This is a genomic window from Fodinibacter luteus (genome assembly GCF_039541575.1).
GTDB lineage: Bacteria > Actinomycetota > Actinomycetes > Actinomycetales > Dermatophilaceae > Fodinibacter > Fodinibacter luteus.
In genome coordinates this window covers 1-18,526 of the sequence record NZ_BAABGM010000004.1, presented here as the reverse complement: position 1 = coordinate 18,526, position 18,526 = coordinate 1, and the positions used below count along the sequence as shown (strand labels likewise).

Below are 18,526 nucleotides of genomic sequence, written 5' to 3'. Positions count from 1 at the left end.
GAGCCTAGTGACTGGCTACGGTGGACCCATGACCGATCCCACGTCGCTGCCCAACTTCCCGCCACCCGCGAACGAGCACCCGCTGCGGGGCCGCGTCCTCGACGTGCTCGTCGACCTCGGGGTCGCGCCGAACCTCGACAACGACGGCGACGTGGCGTTCACCGTCAACGAGCAGCGCCTCTTCGTGCGCTGCACCGAGGGCGAGGTCGAGATCGCCCGGGTCTTCGGCCAGTGGCAGATCCAGGACGACCTGCTCGGCGACCGGCTCAGGCTGCACGAGACGTGCAACGAGCTCAACCTCAACATGAACTGCCTCAAGACCGGCATCGCGGGGTCGACGCTCGTCGTCACGGGCGAGCACCTCGTGACCCCCGGCGCCGACCTGTCCTCGCTCATCCAGGTCTCGATCCAGGTCATCCTCTCGGGCGTGCACATCTGGCACCAGCGCGTGCTCGGCCTCGATCCCGACCCCGAGGGCGGCCCGACCGGCGGTGACGCGTCATGACCGACCTCGTCCGGCTCGAGGTCGCCGACGGCGTCGGCACGATCCGCATCGACCGCCCCCCGATGAACGCCCTGAACGCCGAGATCCAGCACGGCCTCGTCGACGCCTGCCGCGAGGCCGGCGAGCGCAAGGACGTCGCCGCGGTCGTCGTCTGGGGTGGCGAGAAGGTCTTCGCCGCCGGCGCCGACATCAAGGAGATGGAGACGATGTCGTACACCGACATGGTCGACCACTCCGCCCTGCTCCAGGACTTCACGCGCGCCCTGGCCCGGTTGCCGAAGCCGACGGTCGCGGCCATCACCGGCTACGCCCTCGGCGGCGGCTGCGAGGTCGCCCTCGCCTGCGACTTCCGGGTCGCGGCCGACGACGCCCGCCTCGGCCAGCCCGAGATCCTCCTCGGCATCATCCCCGGCGCGGGAGGCACCCAGCGGCTCGCCCGGCTCGTCGGGCCCTCGCGAGCCAAGGACATCGTCTTCTCGGGCCGGTTCGTCGGCGCCGAGGAGGCCCTCGCCATCGGCCTCGTCGACCGCGTCGTCCCGGCCGCCGAGGTCTACGACACCGCGCGCACGATGATGGCCCGCTACGCGGGCGGCCCGGCCTATGCCCTCCGGGCGGCCAAGGAGGCGATCGACCGCGGTCTCGAGGTCGACCTCGACAGTGGCCTCGAGATCGAGCGGATGCTGTTCGCCGGGCTCTTCGCGACGAGGGACCGCGCGACCGGCATGCGCAGCTTCGTCGAGAAGGGCCCGGGAAAGGCGACCTTCGAAGGCGCCTGACCCCGGTCCCGGTCCTGGTCCCTGGTCCAGGGGCAGTCGCGCCCTCCGGTCGCACGTCGCGGCGTGCGGTCGTGCGTCGGTGCAGCTCACGGGCGGAGCAGGGGCTCGCCCCCGGAGGTCCGCTCGGTGAGCCGGGCCCGCTTCGCGGCGGTCGTCGCGGCGTGCTCGGGCCGGGCCACCTGCCCGAGGTCCTCGAGGAGGTGCTCGATGCGCGCCGGCACCTGCAGGGTGTCCCGGCCGTAGTGGGCCACCTCGTCGAGGGCCAGGTCGAGCAGCCCGGCGAAGGTGGTCGGCCGGTCGACGACCCGCACCACCCCGGCCGGGTCGACGAGGTACGCCGACCGGTCCGGCCGGATCGACGCGACCCGCAGGATGCGGTGCAGCTCGTCGAGCACCTGGACGGCGGTCGTCGGGTCGTTGATGCCGGGGGAGAGGGCGCGCTCGGCGATGTCGACGAGCTGTCGGATGCCGAACTCGGGGTCCTGCTCGAGGGTCCGGTCCTTCTCGAGCCCGAAGGCGGCCCGGACCCGGTCGAGCACCGGGTCGCCTCCCTGCGCGCCGTGGACCCGCGCGAGCTCCTGTCCGGTGTGCCGGACCTCGCCCGGCCGGGTCAGGAGCTCGACGACCACGCCGGCCTTCGCGGCCTGCTCGACGAGGTCGGTGTAGCGCACCCGGCTCACGATCCCGTGGCGCTCGCCCGTCGTGACGACGACGGACGGGCCGGGGTGGCGGTCCCACGACGGAGGGTCGGTGGCGCCGGCCCACTCGGCCTCGTTGCCGTCCTCGAGGACGGCGAGCGTGGCGGCCGCGATGCGGTCGACGACCTGGCCGACCTGGATGGAGGTGGTGATGTGGTGGATGAAGGCGAAGAACATCGCGACGCTCGCGAGCACGAGCCCGAAGGCGACCGTCACCGACAGCTCGGGGACGAACGGGGACTCCCCGCCACGGACGTCGCGCAGCACCATGAAGGCGAAGACGAACGACGCGGTGAAGACCCCGAGCGTGACCTGGGTGACCCGGCTCGCGAGGAACCCACCGAGCAGCCGTGGGCTGAACTGGCTGCTCGCGAGCTGGAGGACGACCATCGTGATCGAGAAGACGAGCCCGGTCACCGACACCATCGCACTGGCGATGGTGCTCAGCAGGCTGCGCGCGGAGTCGGCGTTGCCGCCGAACAGGTACGGGGCGTCGTCGACGAGCCACGCGTCGACGAGGGGCAGGACGACCCCGGCCGCGACGGCGAGCAGGCAGATCGCCGACGGGAGTACCCAGAAGGGCCGCCACAGCCGTTGCCACCAGGTGACGACGTGCGGGTCGCCGACCGGGCCGACGGTGCGCCGCACGCCCCCGCCGCCGTCGTCGCTGCCCACGAGAGTGATCCTCCCAGACGGGGCACGGGGAAGTGGGAGCCGACCCACGCCCGGGAGCGCACGGATGCTCGTGTAGCCACTCGGGCACCGGTGGGGTGGCGGGCATCACGCCTCGACGATGGTGGACAAGCGCTCAGCGGCTGAGAGAATCGACGGCACGCCCCGAGCCCTGGCCCGGGCCCCCCGCCACCAACGAAGGAAGACGAAGCACGCATGAACATCGTCGTCTGCGTCAAGTACGTGCCGGACGCCCAGTCCGACCGCACGTTCCGCGAGTCCGACCGGACCGTCGACCGCGAGGCCGTCGACGGGCTGCTGTCCGAGCTCGACGAGTACGCCGTGGAGGAGGCCCTCAAGATCGTCGAGGCTGCCGGCGAGGGTGAGGTCACGGTCCTGACCGTCGGCCCGGACGCCGCCGCCGACGCGGTCAAGAAGGCCCTCCAGATGGGCGCCCACAAGGGCGTGCACGTCACCGACGAGGCGATCCACGGGTCCGACGCCGTCGCCACCTCGCTCGTGCTCGCGGAGGCGGTCACCAAGGCCACCGGCGGCGCACCCGAGCTCGTCCTCACGGGGATGTCCTCCACCGACGGCGTCATGGGCGTCGTGCCCGCGATGCTCGCCGAGCGCCTCGGCCTGCCCCAGGTCACCTACGCCGCCGAGCTCACCGTCGGCGACGGCCGGGTCACGATCCGCCGCGACGGGGACACGGCATCCGAGACGGTCGAGGCCGCCCTGCCCGCCGTCGTGTCCGTCACCGACCAGATCAACGAGCCGCGCTACCCCTCGTTCAAGGGGATCATGGCGGCGAAGAAGAAGCCCGTCGAGCAGTGGGGGTTGGCCGACCTCGGCATCGACCCCTCGCAGGTCGGCCTCGACGCCGCGTGGACCTCGGTCGTGTCGTTCGCGAAGCGCCCCCCGCGCGCGCAGGGCGAGATCGTCACCGACGAGGGCGAGGGCGGCACGAAGCTCGCCGAGTTCCTCGTCGCCCAGAAGTTCCTCTGACCCGGCCGCGCCCAGACAGGTAGGACACCACCCATGGCTGAAGTACTCGTTCTCGTCGACCACGCCGACGGACGCCTGCGCAAGGCGACCGCCGAGCTGCTCACCATCGCCCGCCGCCTCGGCGAGCCCTCCGCCGTGCACGTCGGCCCGGGCGCCGACCGCGCCCAGGTCACCCTCGCCAAGTACGGCGCGCACAAGGTGTACGTCGTCGACGACCCGGATGCCGCGGCGTTCCTCGTCGCGCCGCAGGCCGAGATCCTCGCCGCACTCGTCGAGAAGGTGCAGCCCGCGGCCGTGCTCATCCCGAGCAACGCCTCCGGCAAGGAGATCGCCGCGCGCCTGGCGATCAAGACCGGCTCGGGCCTGATCACCGACGCCGTCGACGTCCGCCCGGGGCAGGACGGCATCGAGACGACCCAGTCCGTCTTCGCCGGGTCGTACACCGTGACCGCCACGGTCACGACCGGCACCCCGATCATCGCCGTCAAGCCGAACTCCGTTCCCCTCGAGGCATCCCCGGCGCCGGGCGCCGTCGAGGCGTTCGAGGTCACCGTGAGCGACGCCGCGAAGGCCGCCCGGGTCACCGACTCGCAGCCCAAGCAGGCCACCGGCCGGCCCGAGCTGACGGAGGCCGCGATCGTCGTCGCCGGCGGACGTGGCACGAGTGGCGACTTCGCCCCCGTCGAGGAGTTCGCCGACTCCCTCGGCGCCGCGGTCGGCGCGAGCCGGGCGGCGGTCGACGCCGGCTGGTACCCGCACAGCAGCCAGATCGGCCAGACCGGCAAGCAGGTCTCGCCGCAGCTGTACGTCGCGGCCGGCATCTCGGGTGCCATCCAGCACCGCGCGGGCATGCAGACGTCGAAGACGATCGTGGCCGTCAACAAGGACGAGGAGGCGCCGATCTTCGAGCTCGTCGACTTCGGCGTCGTCGGCGACCTCTTCACCGTGCTCCCGCAGGCCACGACCGAGGTCAGGCGCCGCAAGGGCTGACCCGCGGGGGAGGGAGGCGGGGCCGCCGCCGCGCGAACGTAGACTGGACGGTCGTGACCCACTACCTCGACCACGCGGCGACGACCCCGATGCTGCCCGCGGCGCTCGAGGCGCTCGTCGAGCAGTCCGCGCGGGTCGGCAACCCGTCGTCGCTGCACACCTCCGGCCGGGCCGCCCGAGCCGTCGTCGAGGAGGCTCGTGAGCGGATCGGCGCGGCCCTCGGGGCCCGGCCGTCCGAGGTCGTCTTCACCTCCGGCGGCACCGAGTCCGACAACCTCGCCGTCAAGGGCGCCTGGCTCGCCCGCCGCGCCCTGGACCCCGCGCTCGACGGCGTCGTCGCGAGCGGCATCGAGCACCACGCGGTGCTCGACCCCGTCGAGTACCTCGCCGGGTCGCGGGGGGTGCGGGTCACCTGGCTCGAGCCCGACCGGTGCGGCCACATCGGCGTCGACGCGCTCCGCGAGGCCCTCGCGCCCGGCGGGGTCGCCGTCGCGAGCGTCATGTGGGCGAACAACGAGGTCGGCACGGTCCAGCCGGTCGCCGAGCTCGCCGCCGTGGCCCGCGAGCACGGCGTGCCGTTCCACACCGACGCCGTCCAGGCCGTCGCGCACCTCCCGGTCCGCTTCGACGAGAGCGGTGCCGACCTGATGACGGTGAGCGCGCACAAGATCGGTGGGCCGGTCGGGGTCGGGGCCCTCATCGCCCGGCGCGACGCGCCGATCGTCCCGATCGCCCACGGCGGGGGGCAGGAGCGGCAGGTGCGCAGCGGCACCCTCGACGCGGCCGGCATCCTCGCGTTCGCCGTCGCCCTCGAGGAGACCGTCGCGGGCCGTGACGTCGAGGCCAAGCGCGTCCTCGCCCTGCGTGACCGGCTCATCGAGGGCGCCCTCGGGCTCGGGCTCGGCATCACGGTGAGCGGCTGCTGGGCGCCCGGCGACGCCACCCGTCGCCTGCCCGGCAACGCCCACCTCCTCGTGCCCGGCTGCGAGGGCGACTCGCTCCTCTACCTCCTCGACGCCGCCGGCGTCGAGTGCAGCACGGGCTCGGCGTGCCAGGCCGGCGTGCCCCAGCCGAGCCACGTCCTGCTCGCCATGGGGCACACCGAGGCGCAGGCCCGCGGGGCGCTGCGCCTGTCGTTCGGCCGCACGTCGACCGAGGCCGACGTCGACGCCTTCCTGGGCGCGCTGCCCGGCGTCGTCGAGCGCGCCCGACGGGCGGGAGGGCTGTCCTGATGCGGGTCGTCGCCGCCATGTCCGGCGGGGTCGACTCGGCCGTCGCCGCGGCCCGCCTGCTCGACGCCGGCCACGACGTCGTCGGGGTGCACCTCGCGCTGTCACGGTCCGCCGCGACGCTGCGCGAGTCGGCGCGGGGGTGCTGCACGATCGAGGATGCCGGTGACGCGCGGCGCGTCGCCGACCGGCTCGGCATCCCGTTCTACGTGTGGGACCTCGCGAGCCGCTTCGAGCGCGACGTCGTCGAGGACTTCGTCGCCGAGTACGCAGCCGGGCGCACCCCCAACCCGTGCCTGCGGTGCAACGAGCGGATCAAGTTCGCCGGGCTGCTCGACAAGGCGGTGGCCCTCGGCTTCGACGCCGTCGCGACGGGGCACTACGCACGGGTCGTCGAGGGGCCGCTCGGGCGCGAGCTGCACCGGGCGGTCGACCCGGCCAAGGACCAGTCCTACGTCCTCGGGGTCCTCGACGCCGACCAGCTCGCCCGGTCCTTCTTCCCGCTCGGCGACTCGACGAAGGCGCAGGTGCGCGCCGAGGCGGCCGAGCGGGGGTTCTCGGTCGCGCGCAAGCCGGACAGCCACGACATCTGCTTCATCCCCGACGGCGACACCCGGGCGTGGCTCACCCGGCGGCTCGGCGAACGTCCTGGCGAGCTCGTCGACGCCACCTCGGGCGAGGTCGTCGGCCGCCACGCTGGCACGCACGGGTTCACGGTCGGCCAGCGGCGTGGCCTCGGGCTCGACCGGTCGGCCCTCGACGGCCACCCGAGGTACGTCGTCGGCATCGACGCCCCGGCGGGCCGGGTGCTCATCGGCACGGCCGACCTGCTCGGCGTCGACGTCCTCGAGGGCGACCACGTGCGCTGGTGCGGGGCGGCGCCGGCAGGCACGGTGCGGCTGGGCGCCCAGGTGCGCGCCCACGGCGAGGAGGTGCCCGCCACCGTCGAGGTCGTCGGGGACGCGGCGTCGACGCCGCCCACCGTGCGGGTGCGCCTCGACCACCGGCTGCGCGGCGTGGCGCCCGGGCAGGCGGTCGTCCTGTACGACGGCACCCGGGTCGTCGGGTCGGCGACGATCAGCGGCACCGCGCGCACGGCATCCCGCCAGGCGGCCGCCGGGAATAGTTGAGCACTAAACTACTGTTGGACCCGGCGGCCTCCCGCACCCGAGGATGGAGGCCCCGAAGGAGCTGATGACCATGCCGGCCGTGACCGTCGACGACATCCTGACCCTGCCGCGCGTGACCGAGCCCCACGTCGGCGCCGTCACCCGCCCCGTACGCTCGGTGACGACGGCGCCGTCCGGCCTCGAGGGCGAGGGGTTCCCCGTGCGTCGCGCCTTCGCCGGCGTCGACCTCGCGGCGCTCGACCCGTTCATCCACATGGACCAGATGGGCGAGGTCGAGTACGCGCCGGGTGAGCCGAAGGGCACCGCCTGGCACCCCCACCGCGGCTTCGAGACCGTGACGTACATCATCGACGGCACGTTCGTGCACCGTGACTCCCACGGTGGCGGCGGCACGATCACGAACGGCGACACCCAGTGGATGACCGCCGGGTCGGGGCTGCTGCACATCGAGGTGCCGCCGGAGGAGCTCGTCGTGAGCGGCGGGCTCTTCCACGGCCTCCAGCTGTGGGTCAACCTGCCGCGCGCACAGAAGATGTCTCCCCCGCGCTACCAGGACATCCGCGGCGGGGACGTCGCCCTCCTGTCCAGCCCCGACGGCGGCGCGCTCGTGCGGGTCATCGCCGGGGAGCTCGACGGCCACCCGGGTCCCGGCATCACCCACACGCCGATCACCGTGCTCCACGCGACGGTCGCGCCGGGCGCCCGGGTCCGCCTGCCGTGGAACACCGACTACAACGCGCTCGTCTACGTGCTCAACGGGCGCGGCAGCGTCGGAGCCGACCGGCGCCCGATCCGGATGGGCCAGCTCGCGGTGCTCGGCGCCGGCGACGTCATCGAGGTCGGCGCGGACGAGAGCCAGGAGAGCCGCAGCCCGAGCCTGGACCTCTACGTGCTCGGCGGCCGGCCGATCCGCGAGCCCGTCGCGGCGTACGGCCCGTTCGTCATGAACACCCGCGCCGAGCTCGTCCAGGCCTTCGAGGACTTCCAGGCCGGTCGCCTCGGCACGATCCCGTCCGAGCCGCACCCCGGGCACGACGTCCTCTGACCCCGGGCCCGAGGGCCGGGGTCAGGCACGCCTCAGACGGCCGTGCGCCGCCCGCCCCGGGTCGCGGTGGCGTCCTCGCCGCGCGCGGCGAGGGCGAGGGCACGCACCCGGTCGAAGTCCTCGTCGGTGTAGACCCCGTTGACCCCCGACACCGCCGCGAGGCGCATGCCGTGCCTCAGGCCGAGCTGGTAGATCTCCTTGACCTTCTCCCACTCGATGGCCCGCCCGACGGTGAACGTCTCGTAGCGCCCCTCGAGGGCGAGGGCGACGGTCTCGGCGAGGCACGCGTACGCGACCCCGGGGGGCAGCCCGATGTCGCGCATGCGCACCTCGCCGGGCAGCTCGATCTCGCCCGACTCGACGACGATGACGTCGGGGCGCTTCGCGACGTCCTCGGCGGACAGGTCGAGCGGCCGGGCGACGTCGGTGATGACGCAGCCGGGCTTGACGGCCATGATGTCGAGGACCCGCTTGCCGGCGCCGGACGTCGCGGTGACGATGACGTCCATGTCGCCGAGGTGCTTGCCGGGCGTCGCCGCCGCGTGCACGACGGCGCGGGGGTGCTCGCGCTCGATGTCCTTCTTGAGCGCGAGCAGCTTGGCCGTCTCCGGGGACACGAGCCAGAGCTCGTCGCTGGCGAGCGCGAGCAGCCGGGCGCAGACCGAGCCGATGGCGCCGGTCGCGCCGACGACCATGGTCCGACCGCGGATGATGCCGTCGTCGCCGCGCTCGAGCAGGCCGAGCCGGTCGACGGCCTCGTGGGCGGCCCACAGGGCGCCCGAGGCGCTGTAGCTGTTGCCCGTCGTGATCGGCAGCGACGCCTTGCGGGCGACGGTGACCCCGGCATCCCCGACGACCTTCGTGAAGGCGCCGAGCCCCATGACCTGGGCGCCGAGCCTGCGGGCGACCTCCGCGGCGGCGAGCAGCTTGTCGTAGGTGAACTCCGGGTCGTGGGCGAGCAGCTCCTTGGGGGTGCCGCCCACCGTGATGAGCCAGCCCTCGGCCTCGGCCCCGGTCGGCGAGGTGACGCCCGTGACGTGGCTGTAGACGAACGGCGGGAGGTAGGCCATGACCTTCTCCACGGCATCCATGACGACCGGCGGCGACACCCGCGCCACGGTGCCGAGGGGCTCGACGTTGCGGAAGAACTTCTGCGAGAGCGGGTGGATGACGAAGGCGAACCGGCTCTTGCGGCGCGGCCCGTTGGGCTGGAGCACCCGCGGCTCGAGCCCGGCCGCCACGATCATCTCGAGGAGGTCGTCGTCGCGCAGGCGCTCGGGCGCCCCACCGGGGGCGCGCACGGCGGCGCGCATCATCGCCTCGAGGCTGGCGACGTCGACGGTGACGTCGAAGGGCTGCGGCGTGCTGTCGAGGACGAGGTCGACGTCGCGCGAGGCGAGGTCGGCGAGCTGGTCGTCGGTGACGGCCGAGGTGATGACGGTCTTGCCGTGCAGGTCGGCGAAACCGAAGGCCACGAGCTCGTGGTAGGCCGCGACGACGACGTCGCTGTCCTGGGCGCGGCGGCGCAGCCACGAGCGGTTGACGAGCTCTGCCGGCAGTAGCACCTCGTCCTGGACGGCGGTGCGCACCTGGCGCAGCGGCCACGTCGACACCTCGGCGGCCATCCCGAGCAGGGGGGCGGCACCGAGGCGGTGCGAGAGCCCGACGCTGAGCACGGGGTCGTCGAAGTGGAGGTTGTCGGTGTACTCGCGCAGCACGCCGACGGCGCGGCCGTGGTCGGAGCCGAGGACGACGGTCCGCGCGTTCGTGAAGTACCCGGGCATCTCGAACTGCACGCGGCGCACCGCCCACTCCTGGAGCACCTCGCGCAGCCGGTGCCCGTCGGTCGCCACGCCGTCGGGAGCCGACCGCACCATCGCGGTCGTCGCCTCTATCGGCTCGGTGTCGAGCAGGCCGGTGGCGACCGCCTCGGCGGCGCCGTTGACGGCGACCTGGTCGGCGATCGCCGACCAGCGGCGCACGAGGGTCTGCGCGGTGTGCAGGTCGCCGTCGGTGCCGAGTCGCACGAGCCGGTAGGGCCGGCCGAGGAAGTCGACCTCGACGTCGTGGTCGCGCGCCGACGACCCCAGGCTGATCTCGACGACCAGCAGCGCGCGCTCGGCGCGCTTCCTCCTCTTTGCAGCCATGACGGTCCTCCGGCCTCTCAGGTCATCGCGTGGGCGTCGTACTCGGGGTGGGCCCGCATGAAGTCGAGGAGCCGCTCGGCGTAGCTCTCGAAGGGCGGGCAGGTCAGACCGGATGCCGTGAGGTCGGTCGTCGTGTGGTCGGTGGCGTACGTCGTCGGTGACGCGAAGTAGTCGAGCGCCTCGGCGGGCAGCCCGAGCAGGGCCTCGGCGCCGGGGACCCGGTCGACGAGGGTGTGCACGGGCCCGAGCGGGAGCGGCACCCAGACGACCCGCTTGCCGAGCGTGCGGGCGAAGGTCGTGACGACCTCGCGCACGGTCGGGGGGTCGGGGTCGACGAGGGCGTAGGTGCGGCCCTCGGACTGCTCGAGCACCGACAGCTCGTCCATCGCGCCGACGACGAAGTCGCGGGGGACGAGGCACACCCGCACCCGGTCGGCGTCGCCGAGCGCCGGGACGAGGGCGACCGGTGGCTGGCGGCGCAGGAAGGTGGCGAGGAAGTAGGGCCCGTCGTACTTCTGGGTCTCACCCGTCGCCGAGTCGCCGACGACGATGCCCGGACGGTAGACGGTCGCGGGCAGGCCGTCGGCCATCGCGGCGCGCACGAGCACCTCGGCGTCGTACTTCGTCTGCTCGTAGTGGTTGCGGAAGACCTGGCCCTCCTCGAGGGCGTCCTCCTTGAACAGGCCCTCGTGGCGGCCGCTCACGTAGCACGTGCTGACGTACTGGAACCGGCGCAGGCCCGGCTGCTCGCGGCTGAAGGCGACGAGGTTGGCCGTGCCGTCGACGTTGACGCGGCGGGCCACGGCGGGGGGCACGGCGAGGTCGTAGACCGCGGCGAGGTGCCACACCTCGGTGACGTCGTCGAGCCGGGCCCGCTCCTCGGGGTCCAGGCCCAGCCCGGATGCCGTGATGTCGCCGAGCGTGAGCCGGACCCGCCCCGTCGTGTCGGGGTCGGTGACCTCGAGCTCCTTGACGCGGGAGCGGGCGAGCGTCGCGTGCTGCGGCTGGACGAGGCACACGGCCTCGGTGTCCGGGCGGCGCGCGAGGAGCCGGGGCAGCAGGGCGGACCCGAGGAACCCCGGGAAACCGGTCATGAGCAGCTGGGGCACGGGGATCGCCTTCTCACTCGGTCCTGCGAACTGCGCACGGGAGGGTCCCGGCGACGTCACCGGCGCGGACCTGGTCCCACCTTATCCACATGCCCCGCCGGCGGGTCGTGAGGGTCTTCGAGAACACATCCCTCCCGGGCGGTGACCCGGGCACGATGCGGTCGCGACGCTCACCCCGCCAGGAGCACCCGCGCCAGGACGCGCACGGCGGCGTCGGCCTGCGTCTCGGGCAGGCCGGCGTAGCAGAGCACGAGGCCACGCACCGGCGCCTCGACGGCGTAGGCCGAGAGCGGGCTCGCGGCGAGGCCGTGCCGGGCCAGCCCGGTGACGACGTCGAGGTCGTCGACGTCGTCGGGGAGGCGGAGCACGACGTGCAGCCCCGCCTCGACCCCCGCGAGCTGCGCACCGGGGAGGTGGCGGGCCACGGCCGCGACGAGCGCGGCGCGGCGCGCGGCGTACGTGCGGGTGACCCGGGCGTGGTGCGCGGCGAGGGCGCCGGACGCGACGAACTCGGCGAGGGCGAGCCCGGTCGCCTCGTTGACGACGAGCCCTCGGGCCTCGAGCTCGAGCCGCAGCCGCTCGCGCAGCCGGCGGGGTGGGGCGAGCCAGGCGACCCGCAGCGACGGTGCGACGAGCTTGGACGCCGTGCCGACGTAGACGACGTGGTCGCCCGCGCCGGGGAGCGAGCGCAGGGCGGGCAGGGGAGAGACGTCGTACCGGAACTCGCCGTCGTAGTCGTCCTCGAGCACGAGGCCTCCGGTGGCCCGCGCCCACTCGAGCAGCTGGACGCGGCGCGTGACCGGCATCCGGGCGCCGAGCGGGTACTGGTGCGACGGGGTGACGTACGCGGCGGCCGCGTCGGTCGGCAGCGCCGCCGGGTCGAGGCCGTCGTCGTCGACGGGCACGGCGGCGACCCGTGCACCCTCGGTCGTGAAGGCGGTCCACGCCTCGGCGTAGCCGGGGTCCTCGAGCGCCACGACGGCGCCGACGAGGCCGAGGGCGGCGGGCAGGGCGCGCAGCGACGCGCCGACACCGGGCACGACGAGGAGGTCGTCGGGCGCCACCGCCACGCCGCGGCTGCGCCGCAGGTGCTCGGCGAGCACCCGGCGCAGCCGCTCGTGCGGCGGGCCGGCACCCGCGTCGTTGCCCGGGACGACCGAGCCCGCGACCCGCCAGGCCCGTCGCCAGGCCGCGGCGTCGACGAGGGTGGTGTCGGGTCGGCCCGGCCGCAGGTCCCAGCGGGGCACGGCGCCGGCCGGTGGGGCGGTGGCGCTGTGCCGGCCGTCCGGGGTGTGCACGTGGGTCAGCGCACCGCCGGCGGCGGCCCGGTCGGCGCCCGGGGCGACGACCGCGCCCGAGCCGGCCCGGCTCACGACGAAGCCGGCCGCCGAGAGCTCGTCGTAGGCGGCGACGACCGGGCCCCGCGAGATCCCGAGCGCCGCCGCGAGCGTGCGGGTCGAGGGCAGGGTGTCGCCCGGGCGCAGCCGGTCGGCCCGCAGCTCGGCGACGACGGCGTCCGCGACCCGGTGCCGCAGCGGCCCCGGGCCGTCGGGGACGGTGAGGGCGAGCTCGACCGGGCGGGCGGTGCGCGGCATCCGGCCACGATACTGGTCCTGCGGAAGTCGTCGTCACTGGATCTCGGCGTGGGCCACTTGGTTGGGGTGCAATCGTCCTCGGACGAGCGGATGCCGGCCCCGTCGGGACGGCGGGAGAGGATGACGTCGTGAGCGGGCTTCAGATGCGACCGGGGTGCGAGTGCTGCGACGTCGACCTGCCCGCCGACGAGGTCGGCGCGGTCGTCTGCTCGTTCGAGTGCACGTTCTGCGCCGGGTGCGCCGAGCACCTCGGGCGGTCCTGCCCGAACTGCGGGGGCACCCTCATGCCTCGTCCCACCCGGGTCGGCGAGGCCCTCGTGCGCCACCCCGGGTCGACGACCCGGGTCGTCTCGGCGGGGGACTGCCCCGGGCCGGGCTACGCCGGCCGCGCCCGGCCCACCACCGACCTGCCGCCCGAGCGGCTGCACCGGCTCGCCGAGCGCGCCCGCGCCGACCGCGCCGAGCTGGACGCCCTCCTCGACGAGGTCCTGTCCGGCACCCTGTCGACGGTCGTCGACGGCCGTCCCTGGGTCGTCCCCATGCTCTTCGCCCGCGACGGCGACCGCATCCTGCTCCACGGCTCCACCGGGGCCGGGGCGCTGCGCCACGTCGCCGCCGGGGCCCCCGCCGCCCTGTGCGTCACCGTCGTCGACGGCCTCGTCGTCGCGCACACGACCTTCGAGTCCTCCGCCAACTACCGCTCGGCCGTCGTCCACGGCGAGCTCACGCCGCTCACCGGTGACGAGCGCACCGCCGCCCTCGAGCTCATCTCGGAGCGGCTCGTCCCCGGCCGCACCGGCGAGGTGCGTCCGATGTCCGCCAAGGAGGTCGCGGCGACCCTCGCGATGTCCCTGCCGATCGCCGCCGGCCGGTGGGTGCTCAAGGTGCGTTCCGGCGGCGCCGCGGTGCCCGACGAGGAGACGACCGCGTGGTCGGGCGTCGTGTCCCTGCGCGTCGTCGCCGGCCACCCCGAGCCCGCCCCGTGGTCGGTCGAGGCGGGGACCCCGGTCCCGGCATCCGTCACCGCCCTCGCCGAGCGGTGGGCCCCGTGAGCGGCGCGACCGTGCGGGCGACCGGCATCGGCTCGTGGCCCGGCACGAGCGTGCGCGAGGCCGTGCGCACCGTGCGCGACCTCCTCGTCGACGGTGAGGGCGTCGGCTTGCCGCACCTTCCCGAGACCCCTGCCCGCGGGCCCGGAGCCGACATCATCGGGCGAGCCGCCGGGCTGCTCGTCGACCTGCCCGTCGACCTCCAGCCGAGCGGGTGGCGCCTCGTCGACCGGCCGGGGCGCGACGCCGCGCGCACCCGGGCCCTGCACCGCGAGGACCTCGACGAGCTCGTGGAGGCGTACGACGGGTACACCGGGTCTCTCAAGGTGCAGGTCGCCGGCCCGTGGACCCTCGCCGCCTCGCTGCGCCTCACCCGCGGCGAACGGCTCGTCTCGGACCCGGGCGCCACCGCCGACCTCGTCGCCTCGCTCGCCGACGGCGTCGCGGGGTACGTCCGCGACGTGCGCCGGCTCGTGCCGGGGGCCGACGTCGTGCTCCAGGTCGACGAGCCGTCCCTCATCGCGGTGCTCGAGGGCTCGCTCCCGACGTCGTCGGGCTACGGACGGGTGCGGTCGGTCGACCCGCAGGCCGTCGTGCGCGGCCTCGCGAGCGTGCTCGCCGCCCACGACGGTGCCACGGTCGTGCACTGCTGCCACCCCTCGGCGCCGCTGCCCCTGCTGCGCGCGACCGGGGCCGGGGCGCTCTCCGTCGATGTCACGGCTGCGACGCCGGCCCGCTGGGAGTCGCTGGCCGCCACGCTCGAGGCCGGCACCGGGCTCGTCGCCGGCTGCCTGGCGACCGAGGGCTCGGGAACGGACCTTCCCGGCGGGCCGGGTGGTCCGAGCGGTCAAGGCGGTCAAGGTGGTCCGAGCGGGCCGGGCGGTCCGGGCGGTCAAGGGGGTCCGGGCGGGCCGGGGGCCGATGTGCGGGCGCGCGCGCTGGTCCTCGAGGGCTTCGAACGGGCCGGCCTCGGAGCCGGCGACCTCGTGGACCTCGTCGTCTCGCCCACCTGCGGCCTCGCCGCGCTCACACCCGAAGGGGCTCGCGACGTTGTGCGGGCGGCGCTCGACACCGCGCGCCGGCTCGCCGAGGAGGTCCCGTCGTGAAGATCCAGCCGCGCGTCCCGTGGCAGGTGAAGTACATCGCCCTCGTGCTCATCTGGGGGTCGAGCTTCCTGCTCATGAAGGTGGGCCTCGAGGCGATGTCCGCCGTGCAGATCTCCGCCCTGCGGATCCTGTCCGGCGCGGTCGTGCTCCTCGGCCTGCTCCTCGCCGGTGGCGGCCGCCTGCCCACGGGGGCGAGGGTCTGGGGCCACCTGTTCGTCTGCGGCTTCTTCCTCGGCGCGCTGCCGTTCACGCTGTTCGCCCTCTCCGAGACGCGGATCAGCTCGGCGCTCGCCGGCATCGGCAACGCCGCCACACCCATCGCCACCGTCCTCGCGACGCTCGCGATCCTGCCGGGGGAGCGGGCGACCGGGCGGCGGCTCGTCGCCGTCGGGGTCGGCTTCGCGGGGGTCGTCACGATCATGCAGCCGTGGACCGCCACGGACCGGCCTGACCTCGTCGGCTTCTCGATGGCGCTCGCGGGTGGGGCGAGCTACGGCATCGGGTGGACGTACAACCGGCGATTCCTCAGCGGGGTCGACCTCGGTGGCCTCTCGCAGCCGGCGGCCACCCTGGCCACGGCGCTCGTCCTCATGGTGCCGCTCGTGCTGGGGTGGGCGCTCGTCCAGCCCGAGGGGCTCGCCGCGATCTGGGCCTACGACCTCGAGGGTGCCGGGGCGTGGCCGTGGCTGCCGCTCGCCGCGACGCTCGTGCTCGGGCTCGTCGGCACCGGCTTCGCCTACATGCTGCAGTTCGACGTCGTCCGCGGCGCCGGCCCGGTCGTCGGGTCGACGATCACCTACCTCATCCCCGTCGTGTCGGTGCTCCTCGGCGTGCTCGTGCTCGACGAGCACCTCGGGCCGTGGCAGGTCGTGGGGTTCGTCGTCGTCCTCGCGGCCGCCGCCGTCATCAACCGGCGCCCGCGCCCCGCCGAGCCGGTCGTGCCTGACCGCGAGGAGGCCCGTGCCACCCGCGACCCGGTTCCTCGGGCCAGCCGATAGACCCCCACCTCACCTGAGAAGGGTTCTCGGCGCCCGATGCGGGTCGCCCCGGTGGAGTGACCGTGAGCCACCCCGGGCACCGTGTGGCCCGTTCGCTCGGCTCGGCCGCGTCCGGTCGGCGTCGGTGGTGTTCACTCGGCGTCGGAGTGGTCCCTTGCATCGACGGGTGCCCAGGCACGACGGCCCAGCACGGCGACGACCAGCGTGGCCAGTCCCAGGCCGATGGTGGCCAGGAGCCCTGCGAGCACCTCGCGCGGCGGGCCACCGGCATCGCCCGCACCCGCGGTGCCCGGCCCCGCGGACGCCGCGACGACACCCGGGCCGTCATCACGGCCTGGGCCACGGCGACCCCGCCGACGACGAGCAGCCTCGTCCACCCGTCCCGCCTCCCTGCCAGCAGGGCCCGGGCGGACCGCCACGCCCACCACAACAGGCCCACCGCGACGAGGACGAAGGGTGCTCCGAGCACGGCGAGGTAGCCGTGCACGCCCTCGTCCTCGGCCGGGAGGAACGCGAGGTCGAGCCACAGGCCGACGGCGAGCGCGAGCAGCCCGGACCAGACGGCGAGCAGGGCCAGGCCGGCCCGGACCCACGGGCGGGCGAGCCGGTCGGCGGGCGGGTCCGCGCCGGCGTCAGGTGACGGCATCCCCGGTGACGGTGACGGCATCCGTGCGGTGTCGGACGGCATCCGTGCCGCGTCGGACGGCATCCCCGGTGACGGTGACGGCATCCGTGCGGTGTCGGACGGCATCCTCGGTGACGGTGACGGTGACGGTGACGGTGGGGCGCTCATCCCTCGGTGGGCCGGTGCACCTCGCGACGCAGGATCTTGCCGCTCGGGCCCTTCGGCAGCTCCGGCACGACCCAAACCGTGCGCGGGTACTTGTAGGCGGCGATCCGCTCCTTGGCGAACTCGATGATGTCCTCCGGGGTCGCCGTCGATCCCTCACGCAGCGCGACCGCGGCGCCGACCTGCTCGCCGAGCAGCTCGTCCGGCATCCCCACGACCGCGACCTCGAGGACGTCGGGGTGGGCGTAGATGCACTCCTCGACCTCGCGCGGGTACACGTTCATGCCGCCGCGCAGGATCATGTCCTTCTTGCGGTCGACGATCGTGAAGTAGCCCTCGGCGTCCATCGTCGCGAGGTCACCGGTGCGGAACCACCCGTCCGGGATGGCCTCCGCGGTCGCCTCGGGCTTGTTCCAGTAGCCCTTCATGACGTTGTCGCCGCGGATCGCGATCTCGCCGACCTCCCCGACGGGCACCTCGTTGCCGTCGAGGTCGACGCACTTCATCTCGCAGCCGGGGATCGCGACGCCGATCGTGCCCGGCTTGCGCTCCATCGTGGGCATGTTGAACGACGCCACGGGCGAGGTCTCCGACAGGCCGTAGCCCTCGAGGATCATGCAGCCGAACTTCTCCTCGAAGGAGCGCATGACCTCGAGCGGCATCGCCGAGCCGCCCGAGGCGCAGGTGCGCAGCGACGAGGCATCCATGCCGTCCGAGCTCGGGTGGTTGAGGATGGCCGCGTACATCGTCGGCACGCCCTGCATGATCGTGACGCGCTCCTTCTCGATGACCTCGATGGCCGCGGCCGGGTCGAAGCGGGGGATGAGGGCGAGCTTGGCGCCGGCGACAGTGGCGGCGTTGAGCCCGACGACGAGCCCGAAGACGTGGAAGAGGGGAAGGCAGCCCATGACGACGTCGTCGGGAGTGATCTGCTGGATCACCTGAGCCGAGCGCATCGCGTTGAGGTGGACGTTGGAGTGGGTGAGCTCGGCGCCCTTCGGCCGGCCGGTCGTGCCCGAGGTGTAGAGGAGGACCGCCGTGTCGTCGTCGGCGCGATCGTGGGGCTCGACGATCGGCTCGCCACCCTCGAACGTCCCGGGCGCCGGTCCCATCGGCCCGCACTCGACGATCCGAGTGCCGCTGTTCTCGGCGCCCTTGGTGGCCTCGGGCACGAAGTCCGGCCACACGAACGCGATCTTCGCGCCCGAGTCGGTGAAGAAGTAGTCGATCTCCCCGGCCTTGAGCAGCGGGTTCATCGGCACGACGATGCCGCCGGCGAGGAGGATGCCCCAGTACACGACCGGGAAGGCCGGGACGTTCGGGAGGATGATCGCGACCCGGTCGCCGGGCTCGACCCCGTGGGCGCGCAGGGCACCGGCCAGCTTGGCCGCCATGCCGTGGAGCTGGGCGTAGGTCACCCCCTGACCGTTGATCCGGAGGGCGTCCTGGTCGGGGTACTTCGCGGCGGTGTTCGTGAGGTTCGTCGCGAGGTTGGTCATCGGGGCTCCTTGGTCCGGCGGGGAGGGCTGCCCCATCCTCACCCGTGGGCGGTCGCGGCGCCACACCTTCTGCTGTAACGGTGGACGCGGTCGGGGCGCGAGGAGTCGGTGCTGGGGCTGTGGATGACGGTGGGGGCCTGTCGGTGGACATGTGTACGGTTGTTGCATGGACCAGCCGGT

General features: G+C 74.2%; 16 protein-coding genes. 11 read left to right on the top strand and 5 right to left on the bottom strand.

Annotated elements, in window-relative coordinates:
• Nucleotides 1–28 precede the first annotated feature (28 nt).
• Both ABD899_RS04440 and ABD899_RS04435 read left to right on the top strand, forming a co-directional pair.
• Complete coding sequence (locus ABD899_RS04440; RefSeq protein WP_345202768.1) at nucleotides 29–505, top strand: T3SS (YopN, CesT) and YbjN peptide-binding chaperone 1; 477 nt, start codon at nucleotides 29–31, stop codon at nucleotides 503–505.
• Nucleotides 502–1,281 (top strand): enoyl-CoA hydratase/isomerase family protein, encoded by a 780-nt coding sequence (locus ABD899_RS04435; RefSeq protein ID WP_345202766.1) that lies wholly within the window; start codon nucleotides 502–504, stop codon nucleotides 1,279–1,281. Before ABD899_RS04440 ends, ABD899_RS04435 begins: the two co-directional genes overlap by 4 nt.
• A gap of 86 nt (nucleotides 1,282–1,367) precedes the next feature.
• On the opposite strand, the gene ABD899_RS04430 is transcribed toward ABD899_RS04435, so the two are convergent.
• Nucleotides 1,368–2,654: a DUF2254 domain-containing protein gene (locus tag ABD899_RS04430; RefSeq protein ID WP_345202763.1), complete on the bottom strand. Its 1,287-nt coding sequence runs from the start codon at nucleotides 2,652–2,654 to the stop codon at nucleotides 1,368–1,370.
• Nucleotides 2,655–2,867: 213 nt separating this feature from the next.
• Here ABD899_RS04430 and ABD899_RS04425 point away from each other — a divergent pair, with 213 nt between their 5' ends.
• The 5 genes from ABD899_RS04425 (at nucleotide 2,868) to ABD899_RS04405 (ending at nucleotide 8,053) form a co-directional block, all read left to right on the top strand.
• Nucleotides 2,868–3,659, top strand: coding sequence for an electron transfer flavoprotein subunit beta/FixA family protein (locus ABD899_RS04425; RefSeq protein WP_345202760.1), 792 nt, complete (start codon nucleotides 2,868–2,870; stop codon nucleotides 3,657–3,659).
• A gap of 33 nt (nucleotides 3,660–3,692) precedes the next feature.
• The gene (locus tag ABD899_RS04420; RefSeq protein ID WP_345202757.1) at nucleotides 3,693–4,649 is read left to right on the top strand and encodes an electron transfer flavoprotein subunit alpha/FixB family protein; all 957 of its coding nucleotides are present in this window, start codon (nucleotides 3,693–3,695) and stop codon (nucleotides 4,647–4,649) included.
• Nucleotides 4,650–4,702: 53 nt separating this feature from the next.
• Nucleotides 4,703–5,881, top strand: coding sequence for a cysteine desulfurase family protein (locus tag ABD899_RS04415; protein WP_345202753.1), 1,179 nt, complete (start codon nucleotides 4,703–4,705; stop codon nucleotides 5,879–5,881).
• Nucleotides 5,881–7,008, top strand: a complete 1,128-nt coding sequence (mnmA, locus tag ABD899_RS04410) for a tRNA 2-thiouridine(34) synthase MnmA (RefSeq protein ID WP_345202751.1) — start codon at nucleotides 5,881–5,883, stop codon at nucleotides 7,006–7,008. The genes ABD899_RS04415 and mnmA overlap by 1 nt, the downstream gene beginning before the upstream one ends.
• A 70-nt stretch (nucleotides 7,009–7,078) precedes the next feature.
• A complete protein-coding gene (locus ABD899_RS04405) occupies nucleotides 7,079–8,053 on the top strand; it encodes a pirin family protein (protein WP_345202748.1) in 975 nt (324 codons plus the stop codon).
• Between the two features lie 32 nt (nucleotides 8,054–8,085).
• Here ABD899_RS04405 and ABD899_RS04400 read toward each other — a convergent pair whose 3' ends face one another.
• The 3 genes from ABD899_RS04400 to pdxR all read right to left on the bottom strand — a co-directional run bounded on the left by ABD899_RS04400 (nucleotide 8,086) and on the right by pdxR (nucleotide 12,904).
• The gene (locus ABD899_RS04400; RefSeq protein ID WP_345202746.1) at nucleotides 8,086–10,200 is read right to left on the bottom strand and encodes a dehydrogenase; all 2,115 of its coding nucleotides are present in this window, start codon (nucleotides 10,198–10,200) and stop codon (nucleotides 8,086–8,088) included.
• Nucleotides 10,201–10,217: 17 nt separating this feature from the next.
• Nucleotides 10,218–11,309, bottom strand: a complete 1,092-nt coding sequence (locus ABD899_RS04395) for an SDR family oxidoreductase (protein ID WP_345202744.1) — start codon at nucleotides 11,307–11,309, stop codon at nucleotides 10,218–10,220.
• A 170-nt stretch (nucleotides 11,310–11,479) separates the two neighbouring features.
• On the bottom strand, nucleotides 11,480–12,904 hold the full coding sequence (gene pdxR / locus ABD899_RS04390) for a MocR-like pyridoxine biosynthesis transcription factor PdxR (RefSeq protein WP_345202742.1): 1,425 nt from the start codon (nucleotides 12,902–12,904) through the stop codon (nucleotides 11,480–11,482).
• 128 nt (nucleotides 12,905–13,032) lie between these two features.
• On the opposite strand from pdxR, the gene ABD899_RS04385 reads away from it, so the two are divergent.
• The 4 genes from ABD899_RS04385 (at nucleotide 13,033) to ABD899_RS04370 (ending at nucleotide 16,697) form a co-directional block, all read left to right on the top strand.
• Nucleotides 13,033–13,956, top strand: a complete 924-nt coding sequence (locus ABD899_RS04385) for a DUF1272 domain-containing protein (RefSeq protein ID WP_345202739.1) — start codon at nucleotides 13,033–13,035, stop codon at nucleotides 13,954–13,956.
• Nucleotides 13,953–15,059, top strand: a complete 1,107-nt coding sequence (locus ABD899_RS04380; protein ID WP_345202737.1) for a uroporphyrinogen decarboxylase/cobalamine-independent methonine synthase family protein — start codon at nucleotides 13,953–13,955, stop codon at nucleotides 15,057–15,059. The genes ABD899_RS04385 and ABD899_RS04380 overlap by 4 nt, the downstream gene beginning before the upstream one ends.
• Complete coding sequence (locus ABD899_RS04375; RefSeq protein ID WP_345202734.1) at nucleotides 15,056–16,057, top strand: DMT family transporter; 1,002 nt, start codon at nucleotides 15,056–15,058, stop codon at nucleotides 16,055–16,057. Before ABD899_RS04380 ends, ABD899_RS04375 begins: the two co-directional genes overlap by 4 nt.
• Nucleotides 16,058–16,538: 481 nt before the next feature.
• Complete coding sequence (locus tag ABD899_RS04370) at nucleotides 16,539–16,697, top strand: hypothetical protein (RefSeq protein ID WP_345202731.1); 159 nt, start codon at nucleotides 16,539–16,541, stop codon at nucleotides 16,695–16,697.
• A gap of 149 nt (nucleotides 16,698–16,846) precedes the next feature.
• On the opposite strand, the gene ABD899_RS04365 is transcribed toward ABD899_RS04370, so the two are convergent.
• Nucleotides 16,847–18,346, bottom strand: coding sequence for a long-chain-fatty-acid--CoA ligase (locus ABD899_RS04365; protein ID WP_345202729.1), 1,500 nt, complete (start codon nucleotides 18,344–18,346; stop codon nucleotides 16,847–16,849).
• Nucleotides 18,347–18,526: the final 180 nt, after the last annotated feature.

Excerpts from the sequence above, each read along its gene's own strand:
- ABD899_RS04440 (WP_345202768.1), top strand. The coding sequence starts at position 29 with ATGACCGATCCCACGTCGCTGCCCAACTTCCCGCCACCCGCGAACGAG.
- ABD899_RS04435 (WP_345202766.1), top strand. The coding sequence starts at position 502 with ATGACCGACCTCGTCCGGCTCGAGGTCGCCGACGGCGTCGGCACGATC.
- ABD899_RS04425 (WP_345202760.1), top strand. The coding sequence starts at position 2,868 with ATGAACATCGTCGTCTGCGTCAAGTACGTGCCGGACGCCCAGTCCGAC.
- ABD899_RS04420 (WP_345202757.1), top strand. The coding sequence starts at position 3,693 with ATGGCTGAAGTACTCGTTCTCGTCGACCACGCCGACGGACGCCTGCGC.
- mnmA (WP_345202751.1), top strand. The coding sequence starts at position 5,881 with ATGCGGGTCGTCGCCGCCATGTCCGGCGGGGTCGACTCGGCCGTCGCC.
- ABD899_RS04405 (WP_345202748.1), top strand. The coding sequence starts at position 7,079 with ATGCCGGCCGTGACCGTCGACGACATCCTGACCCTGCCGCGCGTGACC.
- ABD899_RS04400 (WP_345202746.1), bottom strand. The coding sequence starts at position 10,200 with ATGGCTGCAAAGAGGAGGAAGCGCGCCGAGCGCGCGCTGCTGGTCGTC.
- pdxR (WP_345202742.1), bottom strand. The coding sequence starts at position 12,904 with ATGCCGCGCACCGCCCGCCCGGTCGAGCTCGCCCTCACCGTCCCCGAC.
- ABD899_RS04365 (WP_345202729.1), bottom strand. The coding sequence starts at position 18,346 with ATGACCAACCTCGCGACGAACCTCACGAACACCGCCGCGAAGTACCCC.